Annotated in this window: 17 protein-coding genes; 12 read left to right on the forward strand and 5 right to left on the reverse strand. The window is 69.3% G+C overall.

Annotated elements, in window-relative coordinates; translation table 11 throughout:
• Positions 1–61: 61 nt before the first annotated feature.
• Positions 62–502, reverse strand: coding sequence for an alternative ribosome rescue aminoacyl-tRNA hydrolase ArfB (gene arfB / locus ACQBAU_RS05245; protein ID WP_465254929.1), 441 nt, complete (start codon positions 500–502; stop codon positions 62–64).
• 257 nt (positions 503–759) lie between these two features.
• Between arfB and ACQBAU_RS05250 the strand changes: the two genes are divergently transcribed.
• Complete coding sequence (locus ACQBAU_RS05250; protein ID WP_465254928.1) at positions 760–1,665, forward strand: aminoglycoside phosphotransferase family protein; 906 nt, start codon at positions 760–762, stop codon at positions 1,663–1,665.
• Between the two features lie 45 nt (positions 1,666–1,710).
• Here ACQBAU_RS05250 and ACQBAU_RS05255 read toward each other — a convergent pair whose 3' ends face one another.
• Together ACQBAU_RS05255 and ACQBAU_RS05260 are read right to left on the reverse strand one after the other, a co-directional pair.
• A complete protein-coding gene (locus tag ACQBAU_RS05255; protein WP_465254927.1) occupies positions 1,711–3,921 on the reverse strand; it encodes an NADP-dependent isocitrate dehydrogenase in 2,211 nt (736 codons plus the stop codon).
• Positions 3,922–3,995: 74 nt separating this feature from the next.
• Positions 3,996–4,793 carry an aldo/keto reductase gene (locus ACQBAU_RS05260; RefSeq protein ID WP_465254926.1) on the reverse strand — a complete coding sequence of 266 codons (798 nt, stop codon included), beginning with the start codon at positions 4,791–4,793 and terminating at the stop codon, positions 3,996–3,998.
• 138 nt (positions 4,794–4,931) lie between these two features.
• Here ACQBAU_RS05260 and ACQBAU_RS05265 point away from each other — a divergent pair, with 138 nt between their 5' ends.
• Both ACQBAU_RS05265 and ACQBAU_RS05270 read left to right on the forward strand, forming a co-directional pair.
• On the forward strand, positions 4,932–6,290 hold the full coding sequence (locus tag ACQBAU_RS05265) for an acyltransferase family protein (RefSeq protein ID WP_465254925.1): 1,359 nt from the start codon (positions 4,932–4,934) through the stop codon (positions 6,288–6,290).
• 63 nt (positions 6,291–6,353) lie between these two features.
• A complete protein-coding gene (locus tag ACQBAU_RS05270; RefSeq protein WP_465259465.1) occupies positions 6,354–6,941 on the forward strand; it encodes a hypothetical protein in 588 nt (195 codons plus the stop codon).
• Positions 6,942–7,005: 64 nt separating this feature from the next.
• Here ACQBAU_RS05270 and ACQBAU_RS05275 read toward each other — a convergent pair whose 3' ends face one another.
• Complete coding sequence (locus ACQBAU_RS05275) at positions 7,006–8,220, reverse strand: GNAT family N-acetyltransferase (protein WP_465254923.1); 1,215 nt, start codon at positions 8,218–8,220, stop codon at positions 7,006–7,008.
• An 87-nt stretch (positions 8,221–8,307) separates the two neighbouring features.
• Here ACQBAU_RS05275 and pepN point away from each other — a divergent pair, with 87 nt between their 5' ends.
• The 9 genes from pepN to ACQBAU_RS05320 all read left to right on the forward strand — a co-directional run bounded on the left by pepN (position 8,308) and on the right by ACQBAU_RS05320 (position 20,304).
• The gene (gene pepN, locus ACQBAU_RS05280) at positions 8,308–10,821 is read left to right on the forward strand and encodes an aminopeptidase N (protein ID WP_465254922.1); all 2,514 of its coding nucleotides are present in this window, start codon (positions 8,308–8,310) and stop codon (positions 10,819–10,821) included.
• 204 nt (positions 10,822–11,025) lie between these two features.
• Positions 11,026–12,663 (forward strand): peptide ABC transporter substrate-binding protein, encoded by a 1,638-nt coding sequence (locus ACQBAU_RS05285; protein ID WP_465254921.1) that lies wholly within the window; start codon positions 11,026–11,028, stop codon positions 12,661–12,663.
• Between the two features lie 148 nt (positions 12,664–12,811).
• Positions 12,812–13,786 (forward strand): ABC transporter permease, encoded by a 975-nt coding sequence (locus tag ACQBAU_RS05290; protein WP_465255376.1) that lies wholly within the window; start codon positions 12,812–12,814, stop codon positions 13,784–13,786.
• The gene (locus tag ACQBAU_RS05295) at positions 13,779–14,717 is read left to right on the forward strand and encodes an ABC transporter permease (RefSeq protein WP_465254920.1); all 939 of its coding nucleotides are present in this window, start codon (positions 13,779–13,781) and stop codon (positions 14,715–14,717) included. Before ACQBAU_RS05290 ends, ACQBAU_RS05295 begins: the two co-directional genes overlap by 8 nt.
• A gap of 13 nt (positions 14,718–14,730) precedes the next feature.
• Positions 14,731–15,864 (forward strand): ABC transporter ATP-binding protein, encoded by a 1,134-nt coding sequence (locus ACQBAU_RS05300; RefSeq protein WP_434549233.1) that lies wholly within the window; start codon positions 14,731–14,733, stop codon positions 15,862–15,864.
• Positions 15,861–16,868 (forward strand): ABC transporter ATP-binding protein, encoded by a 1,008-nt coding sequence (locus tag ACQBAU_RS05305; RefSeq protein WP_434549234.1) that lies wholly within the window; start codon positions 15,861–15,863, stop codon positions 16,866–16,868. The genes ACQBAU_RS05300 and ACQBAU_RS05305 overlap by 4 nt, the downstream gene beginning before the upstream one ends.
• A gap of 76 nt (positions 16,869–16,944) precedes the next feature.
• Positions 16,945–17,964, forward strand: a complete 1,020-nt coding sequence (gene mshB / locus ACQBAU_RS05310) for an N-acetyl-1-D-myo-inositol-2-amino-2-deoxy-alpha-D-glucopyranoside deacetylase (RefSeq protein ID WP_434549235.1) — start codon at positions 16,945–16,947, stop codon at positions 17,962–17,964.
• Positions 17,961–18,512: a flavin reductase family protein gene (locus ACQBAU_RS05315; RefSeq protein WP_434549236.1), complete on the forward strand. Its 552-nt coding sequence runs from the start codon at positions 17,961–17,963 to the stop codon at positions 18,510–18,512. The genes mshB and ACQBAU_RS05315 overlap by 4 nt, the downstream gene beginning before the upstream one ends.
• A 40-nt stretch (positions 18,513–18,552) precedes the next feature.
• The gene (locus tag ACQBAU_RS05320) at positions 18,553–20,304 is read left to right on the forward strand and encodes a VanW family protein (RefSeq protein ID WP_465254919.1); all 1,752 of its coding nucleotides are present in this window, start codon (positions 18,553–18,555) and stop codon (positions 20,302–20,304) included.
• Positions 20,305–20,333: 29 nt separating this feature from the next.
• Here the strand turns inward: ACQBAU_RS05320 and ACQBAU_RS05325 are convergent, their stop codons facing one another.
• Positions 20,334–21,920: an alkaline phosphatase D family protein gene (locus tag ACQBAU_RS05325; protein WP_465254918.1), complete on the reverse strand. Its 1,587-nt coding sequence runs from the start codon at positions 21,918–21,920 to the stop codon at positions 20,334–20,336.
• Positions 21,921–22,301: the final 381 nt, after the last annotated feature.

Consider the following 22,301-nt stretch of genomic DNA (forward strand, 5'->3'; position numbering starts at 1 on the left):
CTTTGTGGAATCGGCGCAGCCCAAGATCGCCGGGGCCTGGCTCTGGGGGTGTTCTCGGACCTCACTCAGCCCCGGGCCGCTGTCTGGTGCGCTTGATCTCGGCCCGTTCCCGTTTGGCGGCGAGGCGCCGCTGCTGCGAACCTCGCGTCCGCTTGGTGGGGCGCCGCGCCGTCGGTGGCACGACGGCGGCCCGGAGCAGGGCGGCGAGTCGTTCCCTGGCCGCGACCCGGTTCTGCCGCTGTGATCGGTGTTCGGTCACGTCGACCATCAGCACCGTGCCACGGAGGCGTCCCGCGAGCCGCTGCAGCGCACGGACCCGTTGTGTCTCGGTCAGTGCTGTCGTGCTGCCGAGGTCAAGGCTCAGCTGCACCCGCGAATCTGCCGTGTTGACACCTTGACCCCCGGGCCCCGAGGCGTGCGAGAACTGTTCGACCAGCTCACGGGCCGGCACCGTGATCCCGTTCGCCGCCCCTGGGCCGGGCGGTATCCAGAGGTCGTCCATGCCGACCAGCATGCCGCAGTGCGCGGTGTGTGCGGTCGGTCCGGCCCCGAGGTGACGGGGATTCCGCAAACCGACCGGTCGGCCGTGGGGCACCGGCGCAGGCACGCCTGACGACGCGCGGGCCGGACCCGTCGACCGGTCACTTTGTGGAAACCGCGTCGGCACCGATGGATCCGGGCCGGCGAGCGCGGACGGATCGCTGCGGGTGCGGTCGTCGAGCACGGGTGCCGGCAGGGCTTCGGTGCCAAGATGGCGTGATGCCGAAACTGCACCACGACGAGGTCGACATCGATGCCGGGACGGTCCGCGCGTTGTTGGCCGAGCAGTTCCCGGAGCTGGTGGTCGACTCCCTGGTCGAGGTCGAGCCGGCCGGGACCGACAACGTCAACTACCGGGCGACGGCCGCAGGGCAGGATCTCGTGGTCCGGCTGCCACGCAAGCCCGACGCTGCGGCGGGCATCGCCAAGGAGGCCAGGTTCGGGCGGCTGCTCGGATCCGCCCTCCCGGTCGCGATCCCGGTGCCGACCGGGGTGGGCCGTCCGTCGGCGAGCTACCCGTTCCCGTGGTCGGTGGGACCGTGGCTCCCCGGTGAACTCCCGACACCCGGAGCCGCCACGGGTGAGCTCGCGGTGGACCTGGCGGGATTCGTCCGGGCACTGCGGTCGGTCGACGCAGCCCCGCACCTGGGCGACGCCATGCTCACCTCCTACCGAGTCGGCCCGATCGCGCCCCGCTTCGCCGACACCGACGAGTTCCTGCCACGGTGCGACGGCTGGGTGGACGTCCCCGCGGTCCGGGACGCCTGGGAGTCGCTCAAGCACGTCGAGCCGTACGAGGGCCCGCCGGCCTTCGCCCACACCGACCTGCAGCCGGGCAACCTGCTGGTCGACGAGCACGGCCGACTGTCGGCGGTGATCGACTTCGGTGCGCTGGCGGTGGGGGACCCGACCGTCGACCTGCTGCCGGCCTGGCAGGTGTTCGACGCCGAGACCCGACCCCGCTTCCGGGCCGCCATGGCCGTCGATGAGACGACCTGGCGTCGCGGGATGGCGTGGGCCGTCACCATCGGGGTGGTCGCCCTGGGCCACTACGCCGGCAGCGGTTCCCCGTTGGTGGAACGGTCCCGGTACCAGCTCGAGCAGGTGCTGCTCGAGCTGGCATGACGAGCTCGACGAACTCGATGGACGTCTCGCGAGCTCGACGGGCGTTCAGGCCAGCTTGGAGATGATGGCGTTCAGCGTCGACGACGGCCGCATCGCGGCGAAGGCCAACTCGTCGTCGGGCCGGTAGTAGCCACCGAGGTCGACCGGGGAGCCCTGGGCGGCCAGCAACTCGCCGGTGATCGTGTCCTCACCGCTGGTCAGTGACTCCGCGATCGGGGCGAACAGGGCCGCCAGGTCCTGGTCGGTCGTCTGCGCGGCCAGCTCCTGGGCCCAGTACAACGCCAGGTAGAAGTGGCTGCCCCGGTTGTCGATCTGGCCGAGCTTGCGAGCCGGCGACCGACCCTCGGTCAGCACCTTCTCGGTGGCGACGTCCAGCGCATCCCCGAGCACCCCGGCGCGTGCGTTGTCGGTCGAGTCGGACAGGTGGCGCAGGCTCTCGGCCAGCGCGAGGAACTCACCCAGCGAGTCCCAGCGCAGGTAGTTCTCCGCCACGAGCTGCTGGACGTGCTTGGGAGCCGAGCCACCGGCACCGGTCTCGAACAGTCCACCACCGGCCATCAGCGGTACGACCGACAGCATCTTGGCGCTGGTGCCGAGCTCCAGGATCGGGAACAGGTCGGTGTTGTAGTCACGCAACACGTTGCCGGTCACCGAGATGGTGTCCTCGCCCTTGCGGATCCGGTCGATCGAGAACTGGGTCGCCTCGACCGGCGTCATGATCGAGATCTCCAGGCCATCGGTGTCGTGATCGGCGAGGTACTGCTCCACCTTGGCGATCAGGTTCTTGTCATGTGCCCGGCTCGGGTCCAGCCAGAACACCGCCGGGGTGGACGAGGCGCGGGCCCGCGTCACGGCCAGCTTCACCCAGTCCTGGATCGGGGCGTCCTTGGTCTGGCAGGCGCGCCAGATGTCACCGACGCCGACCTGGTGCTCCAGCAGCACCTCGCCTGCGCCGTTGACGACCTGCACGGTGCCATCGGCCGGGATCTCGAACGTCTTGTCGTGGCTGCCGTACTCCTCGGCCTTCTGGGCCATCAGGCCGACGTTGGGCACCGAGCCCATCGTGGTCGGGTCGTACGCACCGTTCGCGCGGCAGTCGTCGATGACGGTCTGGTAGACCCCGGCGTAGCTGCTGTCGGGGATCACGGCCAAGGTGTCGGCCTCCTCGCCGTCGGGTCCCCACATGTGACCCGAGGTCCTGATCATGGCCGGCATCGAGGCGTCGACGATCACGTCGCTGGGCACGTGCAGGTTGGTGATGCCCTTGTCGGAGTTGACCATCGCCAGCTCCGGACCGGCGGCGAGTCCGGCTTCGATCTCGGCCTTGATCTCGGCACCGTTGGGCAGCGCGTCCAGCCCGGCGAGGATGCCTCCCAGGCCGTTGTTGGCGCTCAGGCCGGCCTTGGCGAGGTCGGCCCCGTACTTCTCGAACACCGTCGGCAGGAAGGCGCGGACGACATGGCCGAAGATGATCGGGTCGGAGACCTTCATCATGGTCGCCTTCAGGTGCACCGAGAACAGCACACCCTCGGCCTTGGCGCGCGCGATCTGCTCGGCCAGGAAGGTGTCCAAGGCGCCGGCGCGCATCACGGTGGCGTCGACGACCTCATCGGCCTGCACCGGGATCGACTCCTTGAGCACGGTCTCGCCGTCGGCGGTCACCAGCTTGATCGTCAACGTGTCCTCGGCGGGCAGCACGACCGACTGCTCGTTGCTGCGGAAGTCGTCGGCACCCATGGTGGCGACGTTCGTCTTCGAGTCGGAAGTCCAGGCGCCCATCGAGTGCGGGTTCTGCCGCGCGTAGTTCTTCACCGCGGCCGGTGCGCGTCGGTCGGAGTTGCCCTCACGGAGCACCGGGTTGACCGCGCTGCCCTTCACCTTGTCGTAGCGGGCCCGGATGTCGCGCTCGTCGTCGGTGGTCGGCTCGTCGGGGTGGTCGGGCAGGTCGAAGCCCTGGGCCTGCAACTCGGCGATCGCGGCCTTCAGCTGCGGCAGCGAGGCCGAGATGTTGGGCAGCTTGATGATGTTGGCCTCGGGACGGGTGGCCAGTTCGCCCAGCTCGGCCAGCGCATCGGGCACCTGCTGCTCGGCCGGCAGCCGATCGCTGAACGCGGCCAGGATCCGTCCCGACAGGGAGATGTCGCGGGTCTCGACGTCGACCCCGGCGACGCCGGTGAACGCCTCGATGATCGGTAGCAGCGAGTACGTCGCCAGCAGCGGCGCCTCGTCGGTGTGGGTGTAGATGATCTTGGCCATGGTGGTGCGATCTCCTCCGGCGTCACGTCGTCCAGAACAATGTCTTGAGGTCAAGATATCCCATCGACCGAGGGCTACTCCACGCCGTCGACCTGGGTGAGCTCGTCGGGCGTCAGCGTCAACCGGGTCGCCGCGAAGTTCTCCGTGATGCGGTCGGCGTTGCTCGACTTCGGCAGCACCACGTAGCCGCGGGCCAGGTGCCACGCGATCACGATCTGGGCGGCGGTGGCGTCGTGGGCGCGGGCGATCTCGACCAACGTCGGGTCCTCCAGGTTGGTCTTGCGCAGCGGGCTGTAGCCCTCGAGGACGACCCCACGCTCGGCGTGGCCGGCGACCACGGCCGGATCCCACAGGGACGGGCTCCACACGATCTGGTTGAGCACCGGGGTGACCCCGGTCCGTTCGGTCAGCACGTCGAGCTGCTCGACGGTGTAGTTGCTGACGCCGAGCGCCGCGACCAGGCCCTCGTCGCGGTAACCGATCATCTCCTCCCACGCCTCGACCAACGGATCGTCGCGATCCTCGCCGCCGGGGGCGTGGATCAGCCACAGGTCCAGTCGGTCGATGCCGAGCGAGGTCAGGCTCTGTTCCAGCAGCGGGCGGGCCTCGGCCGTACGGTCGGGTGGCAGCTTCGTGGTGACGAACACGTCGTCGCGGGCCACCCCCGACTCGGCCAGGCCGCGCCCGACCCCGGCCTCGTTGCGGTAGCGGGTGGCGGTGTCCAGGTGGCGGTAGCCGACCTGCAGTGCGTGGGCCACGGCGGCGGGCGCCTGCTCCTCGGGGATCTGCCAGGTGCCGAAGCCGAGCAGGGGCAGGGCGGCGCCGGAGGCGAGGGTGACCGTACCCCCGGCTGGTTCGCGAGAGGTCTCCATGTCTCGATCCAACCACAGGTCTCGATCCGACCACAGGCCCCGACCTCGCACTCGCGCCTCGACCCGGGCGGGCCGACCGGGTCCTACGATCTTCCCAGCCGTCCGGCAGCCGGGCGGGACGAGGTGGAGCGGGAGGCGATGACGGTGACGGCGACCCGGGAGCAGATCCTGGCGAAGCGGGACCTGGCACTGGACCTGGTCCGGGTCGCGTGCCTGTTGCTGGTGGTCGCGGCGCACGTGTGCTTCGTCGCCCTGCGCACGACGTCCGAGGGCGCGATGGAGAACTGGACGCCGCCCCAGCAGTACGCCTTCTTCGCGGTCGGTACGTGGTTCGTGCAACCGATGCCGCTGTTCTTCCTGGTCGGTGGCTGCGTCAGCCTGCTGGCGTGGCGGAGCGCCCGGCGGCGGGGCGAGGGGCCGTACGAATTCTTCCGGACCAGGCTGGTGCGCTTCACCTACCCCGCCTTCGCCTTCCTCGGCATCCTGGCGGTGATCATCCTCGTCGCCCTGTTGCTCGGGGTGCCCAAGGGCCTGGCGGACGCCGCCGCGTACGGGGCCGGCACCCCGCTGTGGTTCATGGGCGCCTACCTGCTCTGTCAGGCGATCCTGCCGGCGATGGCGGTGGCCCATGAACGACGTCCGCTGCTGACGCCGGCACTGTTGTTGCTTGCTGCGCTGGTGGTCGACGTGGTCCGCGGCAGCGTCGGGATCGATGCGATCGGTCTGATCAACTACCTGTTCGTCTGGCCGTTCGCCCAGCAGTTGGGCTTCCTGCTCGCCGACGGCTGGTTCGACCCCGGCTCGGCCACCACGCGCCGACCCTTCGCCGTCCACATCTGGCAGCTGATCCTCCTTGCAGCGTTCAGCTTCCTCGCGGTCGGCGTGGTGGCCACGACCTTCCCGTTCGGCCCGGACATGCTGCAGAACCAGATCCCACCGTCGGCCGGGCTGGCCTTCATCGGGCTGGCGCACGTGGCGGTGTTCCGGTTCGTCAAGCCCGTACTGACCCACCTGATGGAGCAGCGCTGGGCCCAGGGCGTGGCGTATCTGATCGGCAGTCGGGCGATGACCATCTACCTGTGGCACGCGGTCTTCGTGATCGGGATCGCCGCCCTGTTCTACTTCGGCTCTGCCTTCCTGCCGCAGGCGCCGTCCGTCGGTTGGTGGTTGCTGCGTCTCCCGGTGTTTCTGGTGGTGCTCGGGCTCGTGCTGCTGATCAGCAGTCCACTGGCGCGACTCGAACGCGGGCCGCGGCCTGCGGCGCTGCCCATGATCAACTCGACCACGATGCGGCTGCGGGTGGTCGCCGCCGGGGTGCTCGCGGTCGTCCCCGCGTTCGCCACCACCATCCCGACCGGGGACGGCCACCTGCGCGGACTGGACGCCGACCTGGTGCTGCTCGGGGCGGCCTTGCTCGTGCTGTCGATCCTGCTGGTACGCGTGGGGCGCCGCGGCGGGCCCGCACCCGACTCCGGAGGTGACAGCGACGCAATGTAGTACTACACTATGTAGTACGAGGTCGGGAAGGGCCCGAACCCCGTATCAGGGGAGGAACCCACAATGTCCAGCAATGTCTCGGTCGATCGGCACAGGGACGGTGCCGCGGCCATGGAGCAGGAGACCGTCGCCACCAGGGCCGTGGTGATGCAGGAGGACGTCGTCCGCAGTCGTCCAGCAAGGATCGTGCTCGCGATCGCCCGGATCAGCATCGGCTTCACGTTCTTGTGGGCCTTCCTCGACAAGACGTTCGGGTTGGGGTTCACCACCCCCGCCGAACGGGCCTGGATCAACGGCGGCACCCCCGCCCAGGGCTACATCAACAACGTCGAGGGGCCGTTCGCCGGACTGATCCAACTCTTCGGCAATCCGTTCGGGGACTGGCTGTTCATGATCGGCCTGCTCGGCATCGGCGTCGCGATGATCGCCGGAGCCGGACTGCGGATCGCCGCCGTCACCGGCACCATCTTGATGATCTTCATGTACCTCGCAGCGTTCCCGCCGATCCTGGGTGGCACCAACCCGATCGTCGACTCGCACTGGCACGAGGCGCTGCTGTTGATCATCGCCGCGGTGACCCTGGCCGGTGACACCTTCGGTGTCGGCAGGATCTGGGCCAAGATCATCGGCCGACACACCTGGCTCCGCTGACCCGGCCCAGCAGGACCAGTCACTCAGGACCCGGTGCCCCGATCGGGGCGCCGGGTCCTGCTCGTCAGAAGTGGTCGAGCACGCGCACCGGTCGGATGCCGATCAGGGCCGCGAGGTCGGCGTCGTACGCGTCGGTCCCGCTCAACGCCCCACCCAGCCGCAGTTCGGCCGGTCCGGCAGCACCGCTCCACCATGCGGCCAGCCCGCCGGGGGTGAACACGGGGCCGCCGGCCTCTCCGGGGACGACCTCGCACCGACCGGCGTCGGCGGTCACGCGGTAGTCGCCGGTGATGTCGACGCCGGTCCGACCGCGGACCGTGACCGACCACGATCCCGACAGCGACGGGGGTGGGGCCAACATGGCGAAGGCGCCCGGAACGTCAAGCACCGCAAGCATGTACGCCGTCGTCCACCCAGGACTCCCCGGTGCACCACGGCGGTGCCACTGGGTCGCGTCGGTGCCGCTGCTGCGCAGTGACACCTTTCCCAGCACCGCGCGGAAACTGCCGAGCACGTTGATCAGCGCCGCCTCCGCGCCCGGGGTGGCCGCGACCAGGTCGTCGACGGTCGCGACGGCGTCCGGACCGTACGCGGTGCCTCGGTGCCAACTGCAGAAGCCGGTCACCACTCCTTGCTCCACCGCCAGCCAGACCCCGGTCGCCTCCCGCACCATCGCCTCCGGACCGTCGGGGAACGAGGCGCCTCGCCGACTCAGCGGCCCGTTCTGCTGCGTCGCCCAGCGGGCATAGCAGTCGGCGATCGCGGCGGCATCCTCGACACCCGCCCGCCGGACCTGCACCAGCTCGGGGTCCGGGGCGGCGACCTCGGCGAGCTCGGCACTGGGGAACTCGAGCCGGGTCTGGGTGTTGATCACCTCGAAGCCGAACGGGCGGTAGATCCCCGGTGCGGTCGGGAACAGGGTCGCGATCACCTCACCGGCCTCCCGCGACTCGGTCAACGCCGGTAGCAGTGTCCGCCTCAGCAGTCCGCGGCCACGCTGTTCGGCCCCCACGGTCACGCTGGCCAGCCCGCAGGTCGGCACCAGCCGACCGTGGAAGTGGCTGTCGTAGTGACGGGCGACCGCCTTGGCGACCAACAGCTCCGCCGCTCCCTGTCGCTCGAAGGTGCCGTACGGCGTCGAGCCCGGCAGCGGCCACGGACGATCCGGGTCCGGCTTGCTGCCGAACGCCTCCGCCGACAACACGTCCGACGCCGTACGGTCGTCGGCTCCCAGCCGGCGGGTGATCAATTCTGGTCCGCTGGACCGCTCGTTCGTCATGCGCCCCATCATGACCGACGGCGACCGGCCATAACGAAGCGGACACGACCCCCGGACCGACGACCCCGAGGCGGGTACGTTTCGCGCATGCCAAGCGTCAAGCGCACCGAGGCCGTGGATCGTGCGGCACGGTTGCACGTCAACCGGACCCATGTCGTCCTCGACCTCACCGGCGGTCCTCAGACGTTCACCAGCTCCACCACGATCGAGTTCGACTGCCACGAGGTGGGCGAGACCTTCTGCGACTTCCGGGGCACCATCCTGACCGAGGCCACCCTGAACGGGGTCGAGCTGCCGGCTGCCGCCTGGCAGGACGGCCGAATCGTGCTCAGCGACCTCGTCGTCGGCGCCAACACGCTCATCGTCTCCGGTGCGATGGCCTACTCCAGTGACGGCGAGGGGTTGCACCGCCACGACGACGAGACCGCCGGCGCCAGCTACCTGTACGCGATGTCGTTCCTGGACGCGGCACCGCGGTGGTTCGCCTGCTTCGACCAACCGGACCTGAAGTCGCCGTACACCCTGGAGGTGACGGCCCCGGCCGACTGGGTCGTCGCGGGCAACGGTCGGGCGGTGGACGTCTCGACTGACTCGACCGACGTCGCGACAGGCTCGACGGGCGTCGCGAGGGGTGTACGGACGTGGCGGATCGAGCAGTCGGTGCCGCTGTCGACCTACCTGGTCACCCTGGTCGCCGGGTCGTACGTGGCGCAGCAGCGCGACCACGGCGGGACCAGGTTGGGCCTGTTGGTCCGGGCCGACCTGGCCGAGGAGCTGGCCGCCCAGGCCGACGACGTCTTCGACGTCACCGCCGCCTGCCTGGACGCGTATGAGGAGCTGTTCGGCATCGACTACCCGTTCGGCGACTACTGGCAGGCCTTCGTCCCCGACTTCAACGCCGGCGCGATGGAGAACCCGGGCTGTGTGCTGTTCCGCGACCAGTACGTGTTTCGCGGGGCGGCGACCCGCGGCGAGCGGGCCGGGCGGGCCTGCACGATCGCCCACGAGCTGGCGCACATGTGGTTCGGCGACCTGGTGACGATGCGCTGGTGGGACGACCTGTGGCTCAACGAGTCGTTCGCCGAGTACCTGGCCCACCGGGTGTGCTCGACGGCCACCGACTACCACCGCTGGGTGGAGTTCGGCATCAGCCGCAAGGACTGGGGGATGGTGGCCGACCAGTCCGCCTCCACCCACCCGGTCGCCGGCAACGGCTCCGACGACGCCCAGGCCGCGCTCGCCCAGTTCGACGGGATCTCGTACGCCAAGGGTGCGGCGGTGCTGCGACAGTTGGTCGCCTTCACCGGTGAGGACGCGTTCTTCACCGGACTGCGGGACTACTTCGCCCGGTACGCCCGGGGCAACGCCGAGTTCGCCGACCTGCTGGCCTGCTGGGCGGCCGCGGGCGCCGACGGCGTGGTCGGGTGGGCGCGGGAGTGGCTGCTCACCTCCGGGGTGGACGAACTGGTCGTGGACCCCGACGACGACGGCGGCTGGACGCTGCACCGGCGTCCACCCGCCGACAGCCCCGCCGATCGGCCGCACGTCATCACCGCGGTCCAGCTCGGCGGCGACGGTACGGCCATCGGCTCGGCCCCGCTGCGCGTCACCGGGCCGACGACCAGGATCGACCTCGACCGAACGGCCGGGGCCGGGCTGGTGGTGCCCGACGCGGGCGACGCCACCTGGGCACGCGTCGTGTTCGACGACTGGGGGCGCGTCCCGACCGTGTCGACGGTCGCCGAGCCGTTGACCCGGGTGACGATCCACAACGCGCTGCGTGACGCGGTGCGCAGTGCACGGCTCGCCCCGGACCGGGCGCTGGACCTGGTGCTCGCGGCGATGCCGGGGGAGACCTCGGACGAGATCGTGCAGGCGATGACCACCTTCGCGATCGAGACCTTGTGCGGACCGTACGCCCGTCCTGCCGACCGGGCGGGGCGGCGACACCGGACCTGGGCCTGTCTGTCACAGATGCTGGCCGACGCCGAACCGGGCCAGGACCGGCAGCTGCTGTGCTTCCGGTTGGCGGTCAGCTGCTGTGACGACGTCGCGTTGCTGCGCCGGTGGCTGGCCGGCGACCTGCCCCACGGGATGACGATGGACCGCGACCTGCGCTGGTCGATGACGGTACGACTGGCGTCGCTCACCACCGACGAGTCGATCATCGACGCGGCCCTGGCGCTGGACCCGTCCTCGAGTGCCCGACAGCACGCGGCCCGCGCCCGCGCCGCGCTCGCGAGTCCGGCGGCCAAGGAACGGGCCTTCGCCGTGCTGGTCGCCGAGTCGCCGCTGACGGCGTACGAGGTGTATGCCGTCGCGGAAGCGTTCTTCCAACCCCACCAGTGGGAGCTCACCGCCAGCTACGTCCCCCGTTTCCTCAGCGAGATCGATGCCACCAAACGGTTCCGGCAGGGCTGGTCGCTGGCACGGGTGGCGCTCAACGGGTTCCCGATGGTCGACCCTGACCCGGGCGTCGTTGCGCTCGCCGACACCGTCGTTGCTGATGCCGAGACCCATCCGGCGGTTCGGCGATCGTTGGTCGACGGAGCCGACCAGCTCCGGCGCGCCGTGGCCAGTCTGGAACGGTTCCACGGCTGACGCCGGAAACGCTCCCGGAGCCGTCGGTACAGGTGACGACTGCGTCACGATCAGGTGACACATCGGGCGTGATTTGGTAGCTGCTGCTTGCCCTCAGGCTCCGGATGCCCTAGAAATAGCACGCTCACTGTGTGCCGCGTCACGTCCCGGCGCACATGTCAAGAACCCGTCCGAGACCCGGACGGCTCACCGAGGAGGACATCGATGCGGGCACGAACTCGCGCCATGGCCACAGCAGCCATCGCCACGTTGGCGCTGTTGGCAGCGGCGTGCCAACCGGGCAACACCGGAACCGGAACTGAAGGCGGTGCCGAGTCGCCGGCCGAGATCGCCATTCGAGGCTGCACCCCGCAGAACCCGCTGATCGCGTCCAACACCGGCGAGGTCTGCGGTGGCAACGTGATCGACGCCATCACGGCGAAGCTGGTCCACTACAACGCCGAGACCGCTGCCCCGGAGATGGACATCGCCGAGTCCATCGAGACCGAGGACAACATCAACTTCACGGTCAAGATCAAGCCGGGCTACAAGTTCCACGACGGCACCGAGGTGCTCGCCAAGAACTTCGTCGACACCTGGAACTGGGTCGCCTACGCACCCAACGGCCAGTACAACGGCTACTTCATGGAGCCGATCGAGGGGTACGCCGACCTGCAGTGTGGCGACGACGAGTGCAAGCAGGCGCCGAAGGCCGAGGAGATGACCGGGCTCGCGGTCGTCGACGACCACACCTTCACGATCAAGACCTCCGAGCCGGTCTCGAACCTGCCGGTGCGGCTGGGCTACACGGTGTTCGCGCCGCAGCCGGACGCCTTCTTCGCCGACACCACCGAGGGCAAGACCGAGTTCGCGAAGATGCCGATCGGTGCCGGTCCGTTCAAGATGGTGCAGAACGACGAGACCGCCATGGTGCTGGAGAAGTTCGCCGACTACTCCGGTGAGTTCACCCCGCAGATCGACAAGGTGACGTTCCGGATCTACAACGACGCGAACTCCGCCTACACCGACGTGGTGGCCGACAACCTCGACTTCACCGACATCATCCCGGCCGACGCGCTGGTCAACGACCAGTGGAAGATGGACCTGCCGGACCGCACCCTGGTCCGTGAGTCCGGTGTCATCCAGTCGCTCGGCTTCTCCCCGGTCGACGAGCAGCTCGCCGACATCAACAAGCGCAAGGCGCTGTCGATGTCGCTGAACCGTGACCTGATCACCAAGGAGATCTTCCAGGGCACGCGCATCCCGGCCACGGGGTGGGTGTCCCCGGTCGTGGACGGCTACAAGGCCGATGCGTGCGGCGAGACCTGTGTCTACAACGAGGCCAAGGCCAAGGAGCTGTGGGACGCGGCCGGCGGCTACGACGGACAGCTGCTGCTGTCGGTGAACGGTGACGGCGGCCACAAGCCGTGGGCCGACGCCGCCTGCAACAACTGGCGCAAGGTGCTCGGGGTCGACTGCGTCGTCAACGTGACGCCCGACTTCAAGACCATCCGCAACCAGCTGGGCGCCCGTGAGTTGAAGGGCCTCTTCCGTTCCGGTTGGCAGATGGACTACCCGTCGATCGAGAACTTCCTGGCCCCGATCTACACCACCGGTGCCTCCTCGAACGACTACGACTACTCGAGCGCAACCTTCGACGACCTGATCAAGAAGGCCGCCGCAGCGAAGGAGCCTGCCGAGGCGAATTCGCTGTACCAGCAGGCCGAGGCCGAGTTGGCCAAGGGCCTGCCGACCGTGCCGAAGTGGTACGCGGCCACCCCGGTGGGCTGGTCGACGCGGGTGGACAACGTGAAGGTCACCCCGTTCGGCACGCTGGACCTGTCCTCGATCACCGTCAAGTGATCAACAGCGGCGTCGCCAGCTGATCCTGTTCACGCGAGTCGGCCTGTCGGACCTCGTCCGGCAGGCCGACTCGCGGACGGGGGCGACACCGTACCTCCATTGACGGTTCCTGCCTCGCCGTGGTCGGGTGCAGGGGAGAGGAGTCATGATGGCGTCCTACATCGTGCGCCGGTTGCTGCAGATGCTCCCGGTGCTGCTGGGCACCACGTTCCTGATCTACGTGATGGTGTTCGCGCTGCCGGGCGAGCCGTGGCAGGGACGGTGCGGTGAGCGGGCCTGCTCACCTGCCTACATCGCCGCGTTCAAGGAGGAGTACAACCTCGACCAGCCGCTGCTGGTGCAGTACGGGATGTACCTGCTGAAGCTCGTCCAAGGTGATCTCGGCACCAACTACTACTCCAAGTCGGTGGCCGACGAACTGCTGCTGCGCTGGCCGACGACGGCCTTGCTCGCGGTGATGGCGTTGATCTTCGAGATCGTGATCGGCATCTCGGCAGGCATCCTGGCCGGCATCCGCAAGGGCAAGCTGGCCGACAACCTGGTCACCATCTCCACCCTGCTGTTGATCTCCATCCCCTCCTTCGTGATCGGTTCGCTGGCCCAACTGGTCTTCGGCATCCGGCTGCCCGACCTGACGCAACGTCTCTTCGGGGTGAGTTGGGGCTTCCCGGTGACGGCCGCCAACTCCCCGACGCTCAACCTCGAGCTCGCCTGGTCGCTGGTGCTGCCGGCGATGGTGCTGGCCAGCCTGCAGGTGGCCTACATCGCGAGGTTGACCCGCACCAGCCTGGTCGAGAACCTCCGCTCGGACTACGTGCGGACCGCCAAGGCGAAGGGGCTCGGGCCCGGCCGGACCGTCGGTGTCCACACGCTGCGCAACTCGATGGTTCCGGTGATCACCCAGATCGGCATCGACCTGGGCCTGCTGATGGGTGGTGCGATCGTCACCGAGCGCATCTTCAACATCAACGGCATCGGGTTCTTCCTGTTCCGCTCGATCAACCAGCAGGACGGGGTGTCGGTGGTCGGCGCGGTGGTCTGCCTGACGCTGATCTTCCTGCTGATGAACCTGATCGTCGACATCCTGTACGGCTTCCTGGACCCGAGGATCAGCCATGACTGAGAACGTGAACCAACTGACTGTCGAGACCCCGGGCACGGAGTCCCCGGGAACCGAGGGCCCGCGGAGCCGCTCGCTGTGGGACGACGCCTGGCGGGCCATGCGACGCAACCCGATCTTCTGGATCGCGATCGTGCTGCTCGTGGTGATGGGCTCGATGGCCGTCGTGCCGAACCTGTGGGCCCCCAAGGACCCCTTGATCTGCGATCTCACCCATGCCCGCGAGCTGCCCAGCCGCACGGCGATCTTCGGCTACGACCAGCAGGGCTGCGACCTGTGGACCCGAACCGTCCACGGGGCCCGCTCCTCGATCCTGGTCGGGGTGCTGACGACTCTGGGCACGATGCTGCTCGGATCGCTGGTCGGCATCCTGGCCGGCTTCTTCGGCGGCTGGCTGGACGCCGTGCTCTCCCGCCTCGCCGACGTCTTCTTCGCGATCCCGCTGCTGCTCGGCGGCATCATCATCCTGTACACCTTCTCCGCGCCGGGGCAGCCGTACTTCGTGGTGATCCTGAAGGTGGTGTTCGCGATCGCGATCCTCGGCTGGCCGACGATCGCCCGCCTGATGCGGTCGAGTGTGTTGCAGGTGAAGTCGAACGACTACGTCCAGGCCGCCCGCGCCCTCGGTGCCGGACCCGGCCGGCTGATCTTCAGCCACATCCTGCCGAACGCGATGGCGCCGGTGATCGTGGTCTCCACCATCAACCTGGGCGCCTACATCGCGTTGGAGGCGACCCTGTCGTTCCTCGGCATCGGGCTGCAGGCCCCGGCGATCTCGTGGGGCCTGGCGATCTCGGAGGCATCGGGCCTCGGCCTGATCAGGTCGGTGCCGCACATGTTGCTGTTCCCGTCACTGTTCCTGTCGCTGACGGTGCTGTCGTTCATCCTGCTCGGTGAGGCCGTACGCGACGCCCTCGACCCGAAGCTGCGCTGAGAGGAGTGCCGAGATGACCACCACGTCCCACGGAGCCACCGAGGAACTGTCGACCGCGGACGTCGACGTCCCCACCCGGAGCAACTGGCATCCCGCCGACGGGCTGCTGCTGCACGTCGAAGACCTGCAGGTCGAGTTCCGCACCACCGACGGGGTCGCCAAGGCCATCAACGGGGTGAGCTTCGACCTGCACGAGGGGGAGACCCTCGCCATCCTCGGCGAGTCGGGCTCCGGCAAGTCGGTCACCGCCCAGGCGGTGATGGGGATCCTCGACAGCCCGCCCGGCTTCGTCACCGGCGGCCGCGTCGAGTACTGCGGCACCGACCTGCTGACCTTGCGGGAGAAGAAGTTGCGGGAGGTCCGCGGCCCGGAGATCTCGATGATCTTCCAGGACGCCCTGTCGGCGTTGAACCCGGTGTTCCCGGTCGGCTGGCAGATCAGCGAGATGTTCCGGCAGCACCGCGGGCTCAACAGGTCCGATGCCCGGGAGCGGACGATCCGGTTGATGGAACGGGTGCAGATCCCCGGCGCGGCCCAACGCGTGGACGCCTACCCGCACCAGTTCTCCGGCGGCATGCGGCAACGGATCATGATCGCGATGGCGATCGCCCTCGACCCGGCCGTGCTGATCGCCGACGAGCCGACCACCGCCCTCGACGTGACCGTCCAGGCCCAGATCATGAAGCTGCTCAAGGAACTGCAGGAGGAACGCCAGATGGGGCTCATCCTGATCACCCACGACCTGGGCGTGGTGGCCGACGTCGCCGACCGGATCGCGGTGATGTACGCCGGCCGGATCGTGGAGCAGGCCGGCGTGCTCGACGCCTACGGCAGTCCGGCCCACCCGTACACCAAGGGGTTGCTGGAGTCGATCCCCCGGGTCGACCAGAAGGGCCAGCAGCTCGCCGCGATCGGTGGCCTGCCGCCGAACCTGCTGCACATCCCACCCGGCTGCCCGTTCAACCCACGCTGCCGGTACGCCGTCGACATCTGTCGCGAGGGTCCGCCACCGCCGCTGCGGACGCTCGGCGGCGAACGGCTGGTGGCCTGCCACCGCGCCGAGGACGTCCTCGCCGAGACCGCGGCAGCGGCCGCCGCGACCGAACAGGATCGGTTCGGCGACGGGGTTGGGGGGGACCTGCGATGAGCACCGGTGAGGTGATCCTGAGCGCCGAGGGCCTCAAGAAGTACTATCCGATCCGCAGTGGGGTGCTGCGCCGTACGGTGGGCCACGTCAAGGCCGTCGACGGTGTCTCCTTCGACCTGCGGGCCGGCGAGACGCTCGGCATCGTGGGGGAGTCCGGCTGCGGCAAGTCCACCCTGGGCCGGCTGCTGATGCGGCTGGAGGAACCGACGGCGGGCACCCTCAACTTCGACGGCGTCGACATGTACGCCCAGCGGGGTGCGGCGATGCGGAAGCTGCGGCGCGACATCCAGATCGTGTTCCAGGACCCGTACACCTCGTTGAACCCGCGCAAGACCGTCGGCGACATCATCGGGGAACCGTTCGAGATCCACCCCGGCGTCGTCCCGCGCGGCGGCCGCAAGGCCCGCGTCCGCGAACTGCTCGACCTGGTCGGGCTGAGCCCTGAACACATCAACCGCTACCCGCACCAGTTCTCCGGCGGTCAGCGCCAGCGGATCGGCATCGCCCGCGGGCTGGCCCTCAACCCGAAGGTGATCATCTGCGACGAGCCGGTGTCGGCACTCGACGTGTCGGTGCAGGCGCAGGTGGTCAACCTGATGGAGCGACTGCAGGACGAGTTGGGGTTGGCGTACGTGTTCATCGCCCACGACCTGTCGGTGGTGCGCCACATCTCCGACCGGGTCGGCGTGATGTACCTCGGCCGGTTCGCCGAGCTGGGCAACGAGGACGAGATCTACGCCCGGCCGACCCACCCGTACACCCAGGCGCTGTTGTCGGCGGTCCCGATCCCCGATCCGACGCAACGGCACACCCGGGAGCAGATCGTGCTGAGCGGTGACGTACCGAGCCCGGCCAACCCGCCGTCGGGATGCCGGTTCCACACCCGCTGCTGGAAGGCACAGGAGATCTGCTCGGTCGAGGAACCCGAACTGGACCGTCGCGACGACGGTCGGGAGGGGCATCCGTCGGCCTGTCACTTCGCGGAGGCCCGCGAGGTCGTGTGACGTGTCGTCGCCCGGCGATCCGCCACCTGCGTCACGATTGGACCTGCAGTCGACTTCAGCTCCTAGGCTGGACGCCGTGACTGAACCTGTGAAGACTGCCAGCACACCCGAGCCGGGCACCCCGGAGCTCGGTCGGTTGATGCTGGTCCATGCCCATCCCGACGACGAGTCGAGCCAGTCCGGCGCGACCATGGCGCGGTACGCCAAGGCCGGGCACCCGGTCACCCTGGTGACCTGCACCCTCGGCGAGGAGGGCGAGATCATCGTCGACGAGCTGTCGCACCTGCGGTCGGCGGAGGAGGACGTCCTGGGGGAGCACCGGCTCCAGGAGCTGACCGTCGCGATGGCCGAGCTCGGCGTGACCGACTTCGTCCGGCTCGGCGGTGACCACCGGTACCGCGATTCGGGGATGTCGTACGACGAGGAGACCCAGCGGGTGATCCCCGACCCGTCCGCGACCGACGACTGCTTCTGGCGTGCCGACCTGCTGGAGGCGGCCACCCACCTGGTCGAACTGATCCGGGACCGCCGCCCCCACGTGGTGATCACCTACAACGAGTTCGGTGGGTACGGCCACCCCGATCACGTGCAGGCCCACCGCGTCGCGATGTACGGCAGCCAGCTCGCCGCAGCCCCCGCCTTCCGACCCGACCTCGGTGAGCCGTGGCAGGTGTCGCGTGTGCTGTGGGGTGCCTGGGCCGAGTCGACCATGCGCGAGGGTATCCGGATGGCCCGCGAGGCCGGCGACGCCGAGTTCTTCGAGGGCATCGACCCCGACGGCGACCTGCCGCCGATGGTCACCCCGGACCGCTTCATCGCCGCGATCGTGGATGCGCGGGCGCACGGTGCCGACAAGGTGGCGGCGTTGCGGGCCCACGCCAGCCAGGTCGACGTCGAGACCGGCTTCTTCGCCAATCTCAGTGCCGTCGACGGCTGGTCGATGGAGGCGTACGTCCTCGGCGCCGGTGTGCCGTTCGACACCGACGGACCCGCCGACGACGTGTTCGCCGGGCTCGGGGTGGCCACGACACCGGTGCCGCAGTCGGTGCCGGCGCCGGAGCCGAACCCGGATCCGGCGCACCCGGTCACCGCATGAGTACCGCCGCGGCCGGCCGGTCCGACGGCCGGGGGCTGCCGGAGCGGGTGCCGGAGACGCCGGACGAGGCCCAGCTCAAGGCCGTGTTCCGGGAGTACGCCTCGGGCGTGACCGTGGTGAGCACCCGCCACGACGGCATCGCCCACGCCATGACGGCGAGCGCGTTCTGCTCGGTGTCGCTCGACCCGCCGATGGTGCTGGTGTGCGTCGCACGGTCGGCGCGGTTCCACGCGGCCGTGCTCGGTTCCGGCCGCTGGGCGGCGTCGATCCTGACCGCCGACCAGCAGCAGCTGGCTGCTCACTTCGCCCGCCCGGGACGTGACCTGATCGGCCAGTTCGCCGACGTCGACCACGTCGTGGGGCGGTGGACCGAGGCTCCCGTGCTGACCGGCGCCGCGGCCTGGTTGGAGTGCGAGACCCGCGACGCCCACCCGGCCGGTGATCACACGGTGCTGGTGGCCGACGTGCTGGCGGCCGGCGTGAATGCGGTGTCCGTGCCGCCGCTGACGTACCATCGTGGGGGTTATGCCTCGCCCGGACCGGGCTGAGGCGTCCGACCAATCCCCCCGAGCGAGCCAAGGAACGTACGTGAGCACTGACGAGGAGAAGCCCACCAAGCCTTCGCGGATGCGTCCGTGGAAGCTGCTGACCCTGATCCTCGGCGGACTCCTGCTCGTCCTCCTCGGCACCTACGTCGTCGGTTACGTGATGGCCGGGGAGAACACCCCGCGCAACGCCACCGTCGACGGCATCTTGATCGGCGGGATGAGCCGCGACGAGGCCATCGCCACCCTGGAACGCGAGCTGGGCCCCAAGGGTGAGGCCGAGCTGACCGTCGTGGTCGACGGGGAGGAGCACAAGGTCAAGCCGGCCGAGGCAGGCCTGACCATCGACTTCCCCGCCACCGTCGACCAGTCCGGGCTCGGCCGCAGCTTCGACCCGCGTCACCTGTGGCGGGTGCTGGCCGGCGGCACCGAGCTGTCGCCCGTGGTGGCGGTCGACGAGGAGGCGCTCACCAACCGGGTCGCCGAACTGGCCAAGGCGACCGACCGGGAGGCGGTCAACGCCGCGGTCGCGTTCGAGGACGACAAGCCCAAGGTCACCGCGTCCCAGGAGGCCCGGACGCTGAACCAGGAGCAGACGGCGACGCTGCTCAAGCAGTCCTTCCTGGTGCGTGACCGGGTCGTGGTCCCGGTCGATCTGGTCGAGCCGGAGATCACCGACGCCGAAGCGGCCGCGGCGAAGGAGTTCGCGACCGCGTTGACCTCGGGGCCGGTCGTGCTGAAGCTCGCCGGCAGCGAGTCGACGTACGAGGTCCCGGTCAGCACCTTGACGCAGGCGTACACGTTCGCGGTGGAGAACGGCACGGTCGTGCCCAAGTTCGACGCCAAGAAGCTGTACGAGCTGAACGCCAAGGCCCTGGACAAGCTGCCCAACACCAAGCCGAAGGACGCCCGGGTCGAGATCCGGGGCGGCAAGCCGACCGTCGTGCCCGCCGTGGACGGCACCAGGATCGACGAGGCCGCGCTGGCGAAGGCGGTCGAACCGGTCGCCGGCAAGACCGGCAAGGAGCGTACGGTCACCGTCACCCCTAACGCCGCGAAGGCCGAGCACACCACCGCCGAGGCGCAGCAGGCCGGGGTCAAGGAGGTCGTCGGCGAGTTCACCACCACGTTCCCGTACGCCGAGTACCGCAACGTGAACCTGGCCGTCGCGGCCGGCTTCATGAACAACACCTACCTGCAGCCCGGTGAGCAGTTCTCGATGAACGGCGAGCTCGGCACCCGTACCCCCGCGAAGGGCTACATCGACGGCTACTTCATCGAGGGCGGCATCTTGAAGAAGGGGCTCGCCGGCGGCATCTCGCAAAGTGCCACCACCGTCTACAACGCGGCCTTCTTCGCCGGCCTGCAGATCGACGAGCACCAGCCGCACACGCTGTACTTCCCGCGGTACCCGGCCGGTCGGGAGTCGACGGTGTACTACCCGTCGATCGACGTGAAGTTCACCAACGACACCAAGTACGGCGTCGTGGTGCAGGCCTTCGTCAACAAGGCCAGCCCGGGGCAGCAGGGCTCGATCACCGTACGGATCTGGTCGACCAAGAATCGTACGGTCGAGTCCGCCGAGCCGACCAAGTCCGACTTCACCACCGGCAAGACCCGCTACATCGACGACCCGAAATGTGAGTACCAGGCACCGATCAAGGGCTTCACCGCGAAGTACTACCGGATCATCAAGGACCTCAACGGCAAGGTGATCAAGCGCGAGGACTACGTCTGGAAGTACACGCCCGGTGACGAGATCCGGTGCGGCAAGCCACCGGGCGATGACGGCTGAACGGCGGCGACGGCTGAGCGGCCGGGGCGTCAGTCCTCCAGTTGGGCGATCCCGGCGCGGCCGGCCTCGACGTACGCCTTGGCGCGGCTGCTGACCGTACCGTCGGGTGTCGTCACCTTGTCGATCACCCGGTAGTCGGTCACCAGCTCGGTGTCGGTGACGTGGCACACCTGGTAGCCGCGCTGCTTGTTGTGGAACTTCATGTACGGGTTCTCCGCCAGCCACACCTTGCCCAGGTCGTCGTTGTCCGACCCGTTGCCCCCTGAGCTGATCGAGGTGCCCAGGAACTCCGCCCCCACCAGGGCCGAGTTCTCGTCGCGGAAGTCGGCCAACAGGTCGCCGGCGACACTGCGGTGGGCGTCCCCGGTCACCACGACGAAGTTCTCGATCTCACGCTCGGCGAGCCCGGCGAACAGCCGCTGCCGGGCACCGGCGTAGTTGGCCCAGGTGTCGGTGCTGTAGCGCTCGCCCGGACCGGCGGTGTGGTCGGAGTCGCTCATGTACACCTGGTTGCCGAGCACCTTCCAGCGGGCGTCGGTGCTGCTCCACCCGTCCAGCAACCACTGTTCCTGCTCGGCCCCCAACATCTGCCGCTCCGGGTCCCACCGGGCCTCGCACGGCTCCTCACAGTCGAGCAGCTGGTAGTCGCGGTAGCGGCGGGTGTCGAGTACGTCGAGCTGCAGCAGGCTGCCGTAGTGGAACCGGCGGTACAGCTGCATCTGGGTGCCGACCGGCCGGGACGCCTTGCGCAGCGGCATGTTCTCCCAGTACGCCCGGTAGGCCGCCTCGAGCCGGAGCCGGAACACGGCCGGGTCCTGGTCGGGCTCGGAGTCGGGCTGCGAGCGTTCCCCGGCCCAGTTGTTCTCCACCTCGTGGTCGTCCATGATCACCACCCACGGGGCGTGGGCGTGGGCGGCCTGCAGGTCGGGGTCGGTGTGGTACTGCGCGTACCGCAGCCGGTAGTCGGCCAAGCTGTTGATCTCGTGCGTCGGCAGGTGCTTGCGGCCGATCCTGCCGCCACCTCCGCCCTCGTAGATGTAGTCACCCAGGTGCACCACCAGGTCGAGGTCCTGGGTGGCCATGTCGGCGAAGGCGGTGAAGTGGCCCTCCGGGTAGTTCTGGCAACTGGCGAAGGCGAACGAGGTCTTGTTGACCGCGGCGCCGCGGGCCGGGGTGGTGACCGCGCGGCCCACCGGGGAGTACGCGGTCCCCTCGGCGGTGCCGGGCACCCGGAACCGGTACCAGTACTCGCGGCCCGGCTCCAGTCCGGTCACGTCGACGTGCACCGAGTGCCCCCACTCCGGGGTGGCCACCTCCGTACCGCGGCGGACGATCCGGCGGAAGCCCTCGTCGGCGGCCACCTCGTACTGCACCGGGACCGGACGGCCGGGCATCCCACCGGAGGAGTCGAGGGCCAGCGGCTCCGGGGCGAGCCGCGTCCACAGGGCGAAGCCGTCGGGCCACGGGTCACCACTGGCCACACCCAGGGTGAACGGGTCCGACGGCACCCGGCCGGCTCCGTTGGCGATGCTGGGGGCCACCGCCAGCGTCAGGCCGGCGGTCGCCAGGCCACCCGCGGCCAGTAGGGAGCGGCGCGACAGGGTCGTCTTGGTCATGGAGGTCTCCTCGACGTGTCGGGTCCGGGGCCGCGGGACTGCGGCCGGCAGGAGCGGAAGCCCGGTCCTGCCCATGCCTACCGCTGCGCTGCCGTCGAACTGGTCGGTATCGGACAGACTTCACCTCGCGTTCATCCCGGAGGTCATCACGTCCCTCGGGCTTGTCGCCATGGTCTCGGGTTGTCGCCACGTCCTCGGGCTTGCGGCCACGTCCTCGGGTTGTCGCCACGTCTCTGGGGCCCCACCTCAGGCTCCTCAGGCTCCTGAGCTCCACCCTCACGCTCCGCGAAGCTTGCCGAGTGGCCGGGTGGATGTGTCTGGGGCCGCGTCCGGCCGGCGGACATGACGTCCCGCCCCGGCCGGTCCCCCTCGCTGGCTCGG

The organism is Carbonicoccus niuqiaonis (assembly GCF_050157065.1).
In the GTDB taxonomy this organism is placed as follows: Bacteria; Actinomycetota; Actinomycetes; order Propionibacteriales; family Propionibacteriaceae; genus Avipropionibacterium.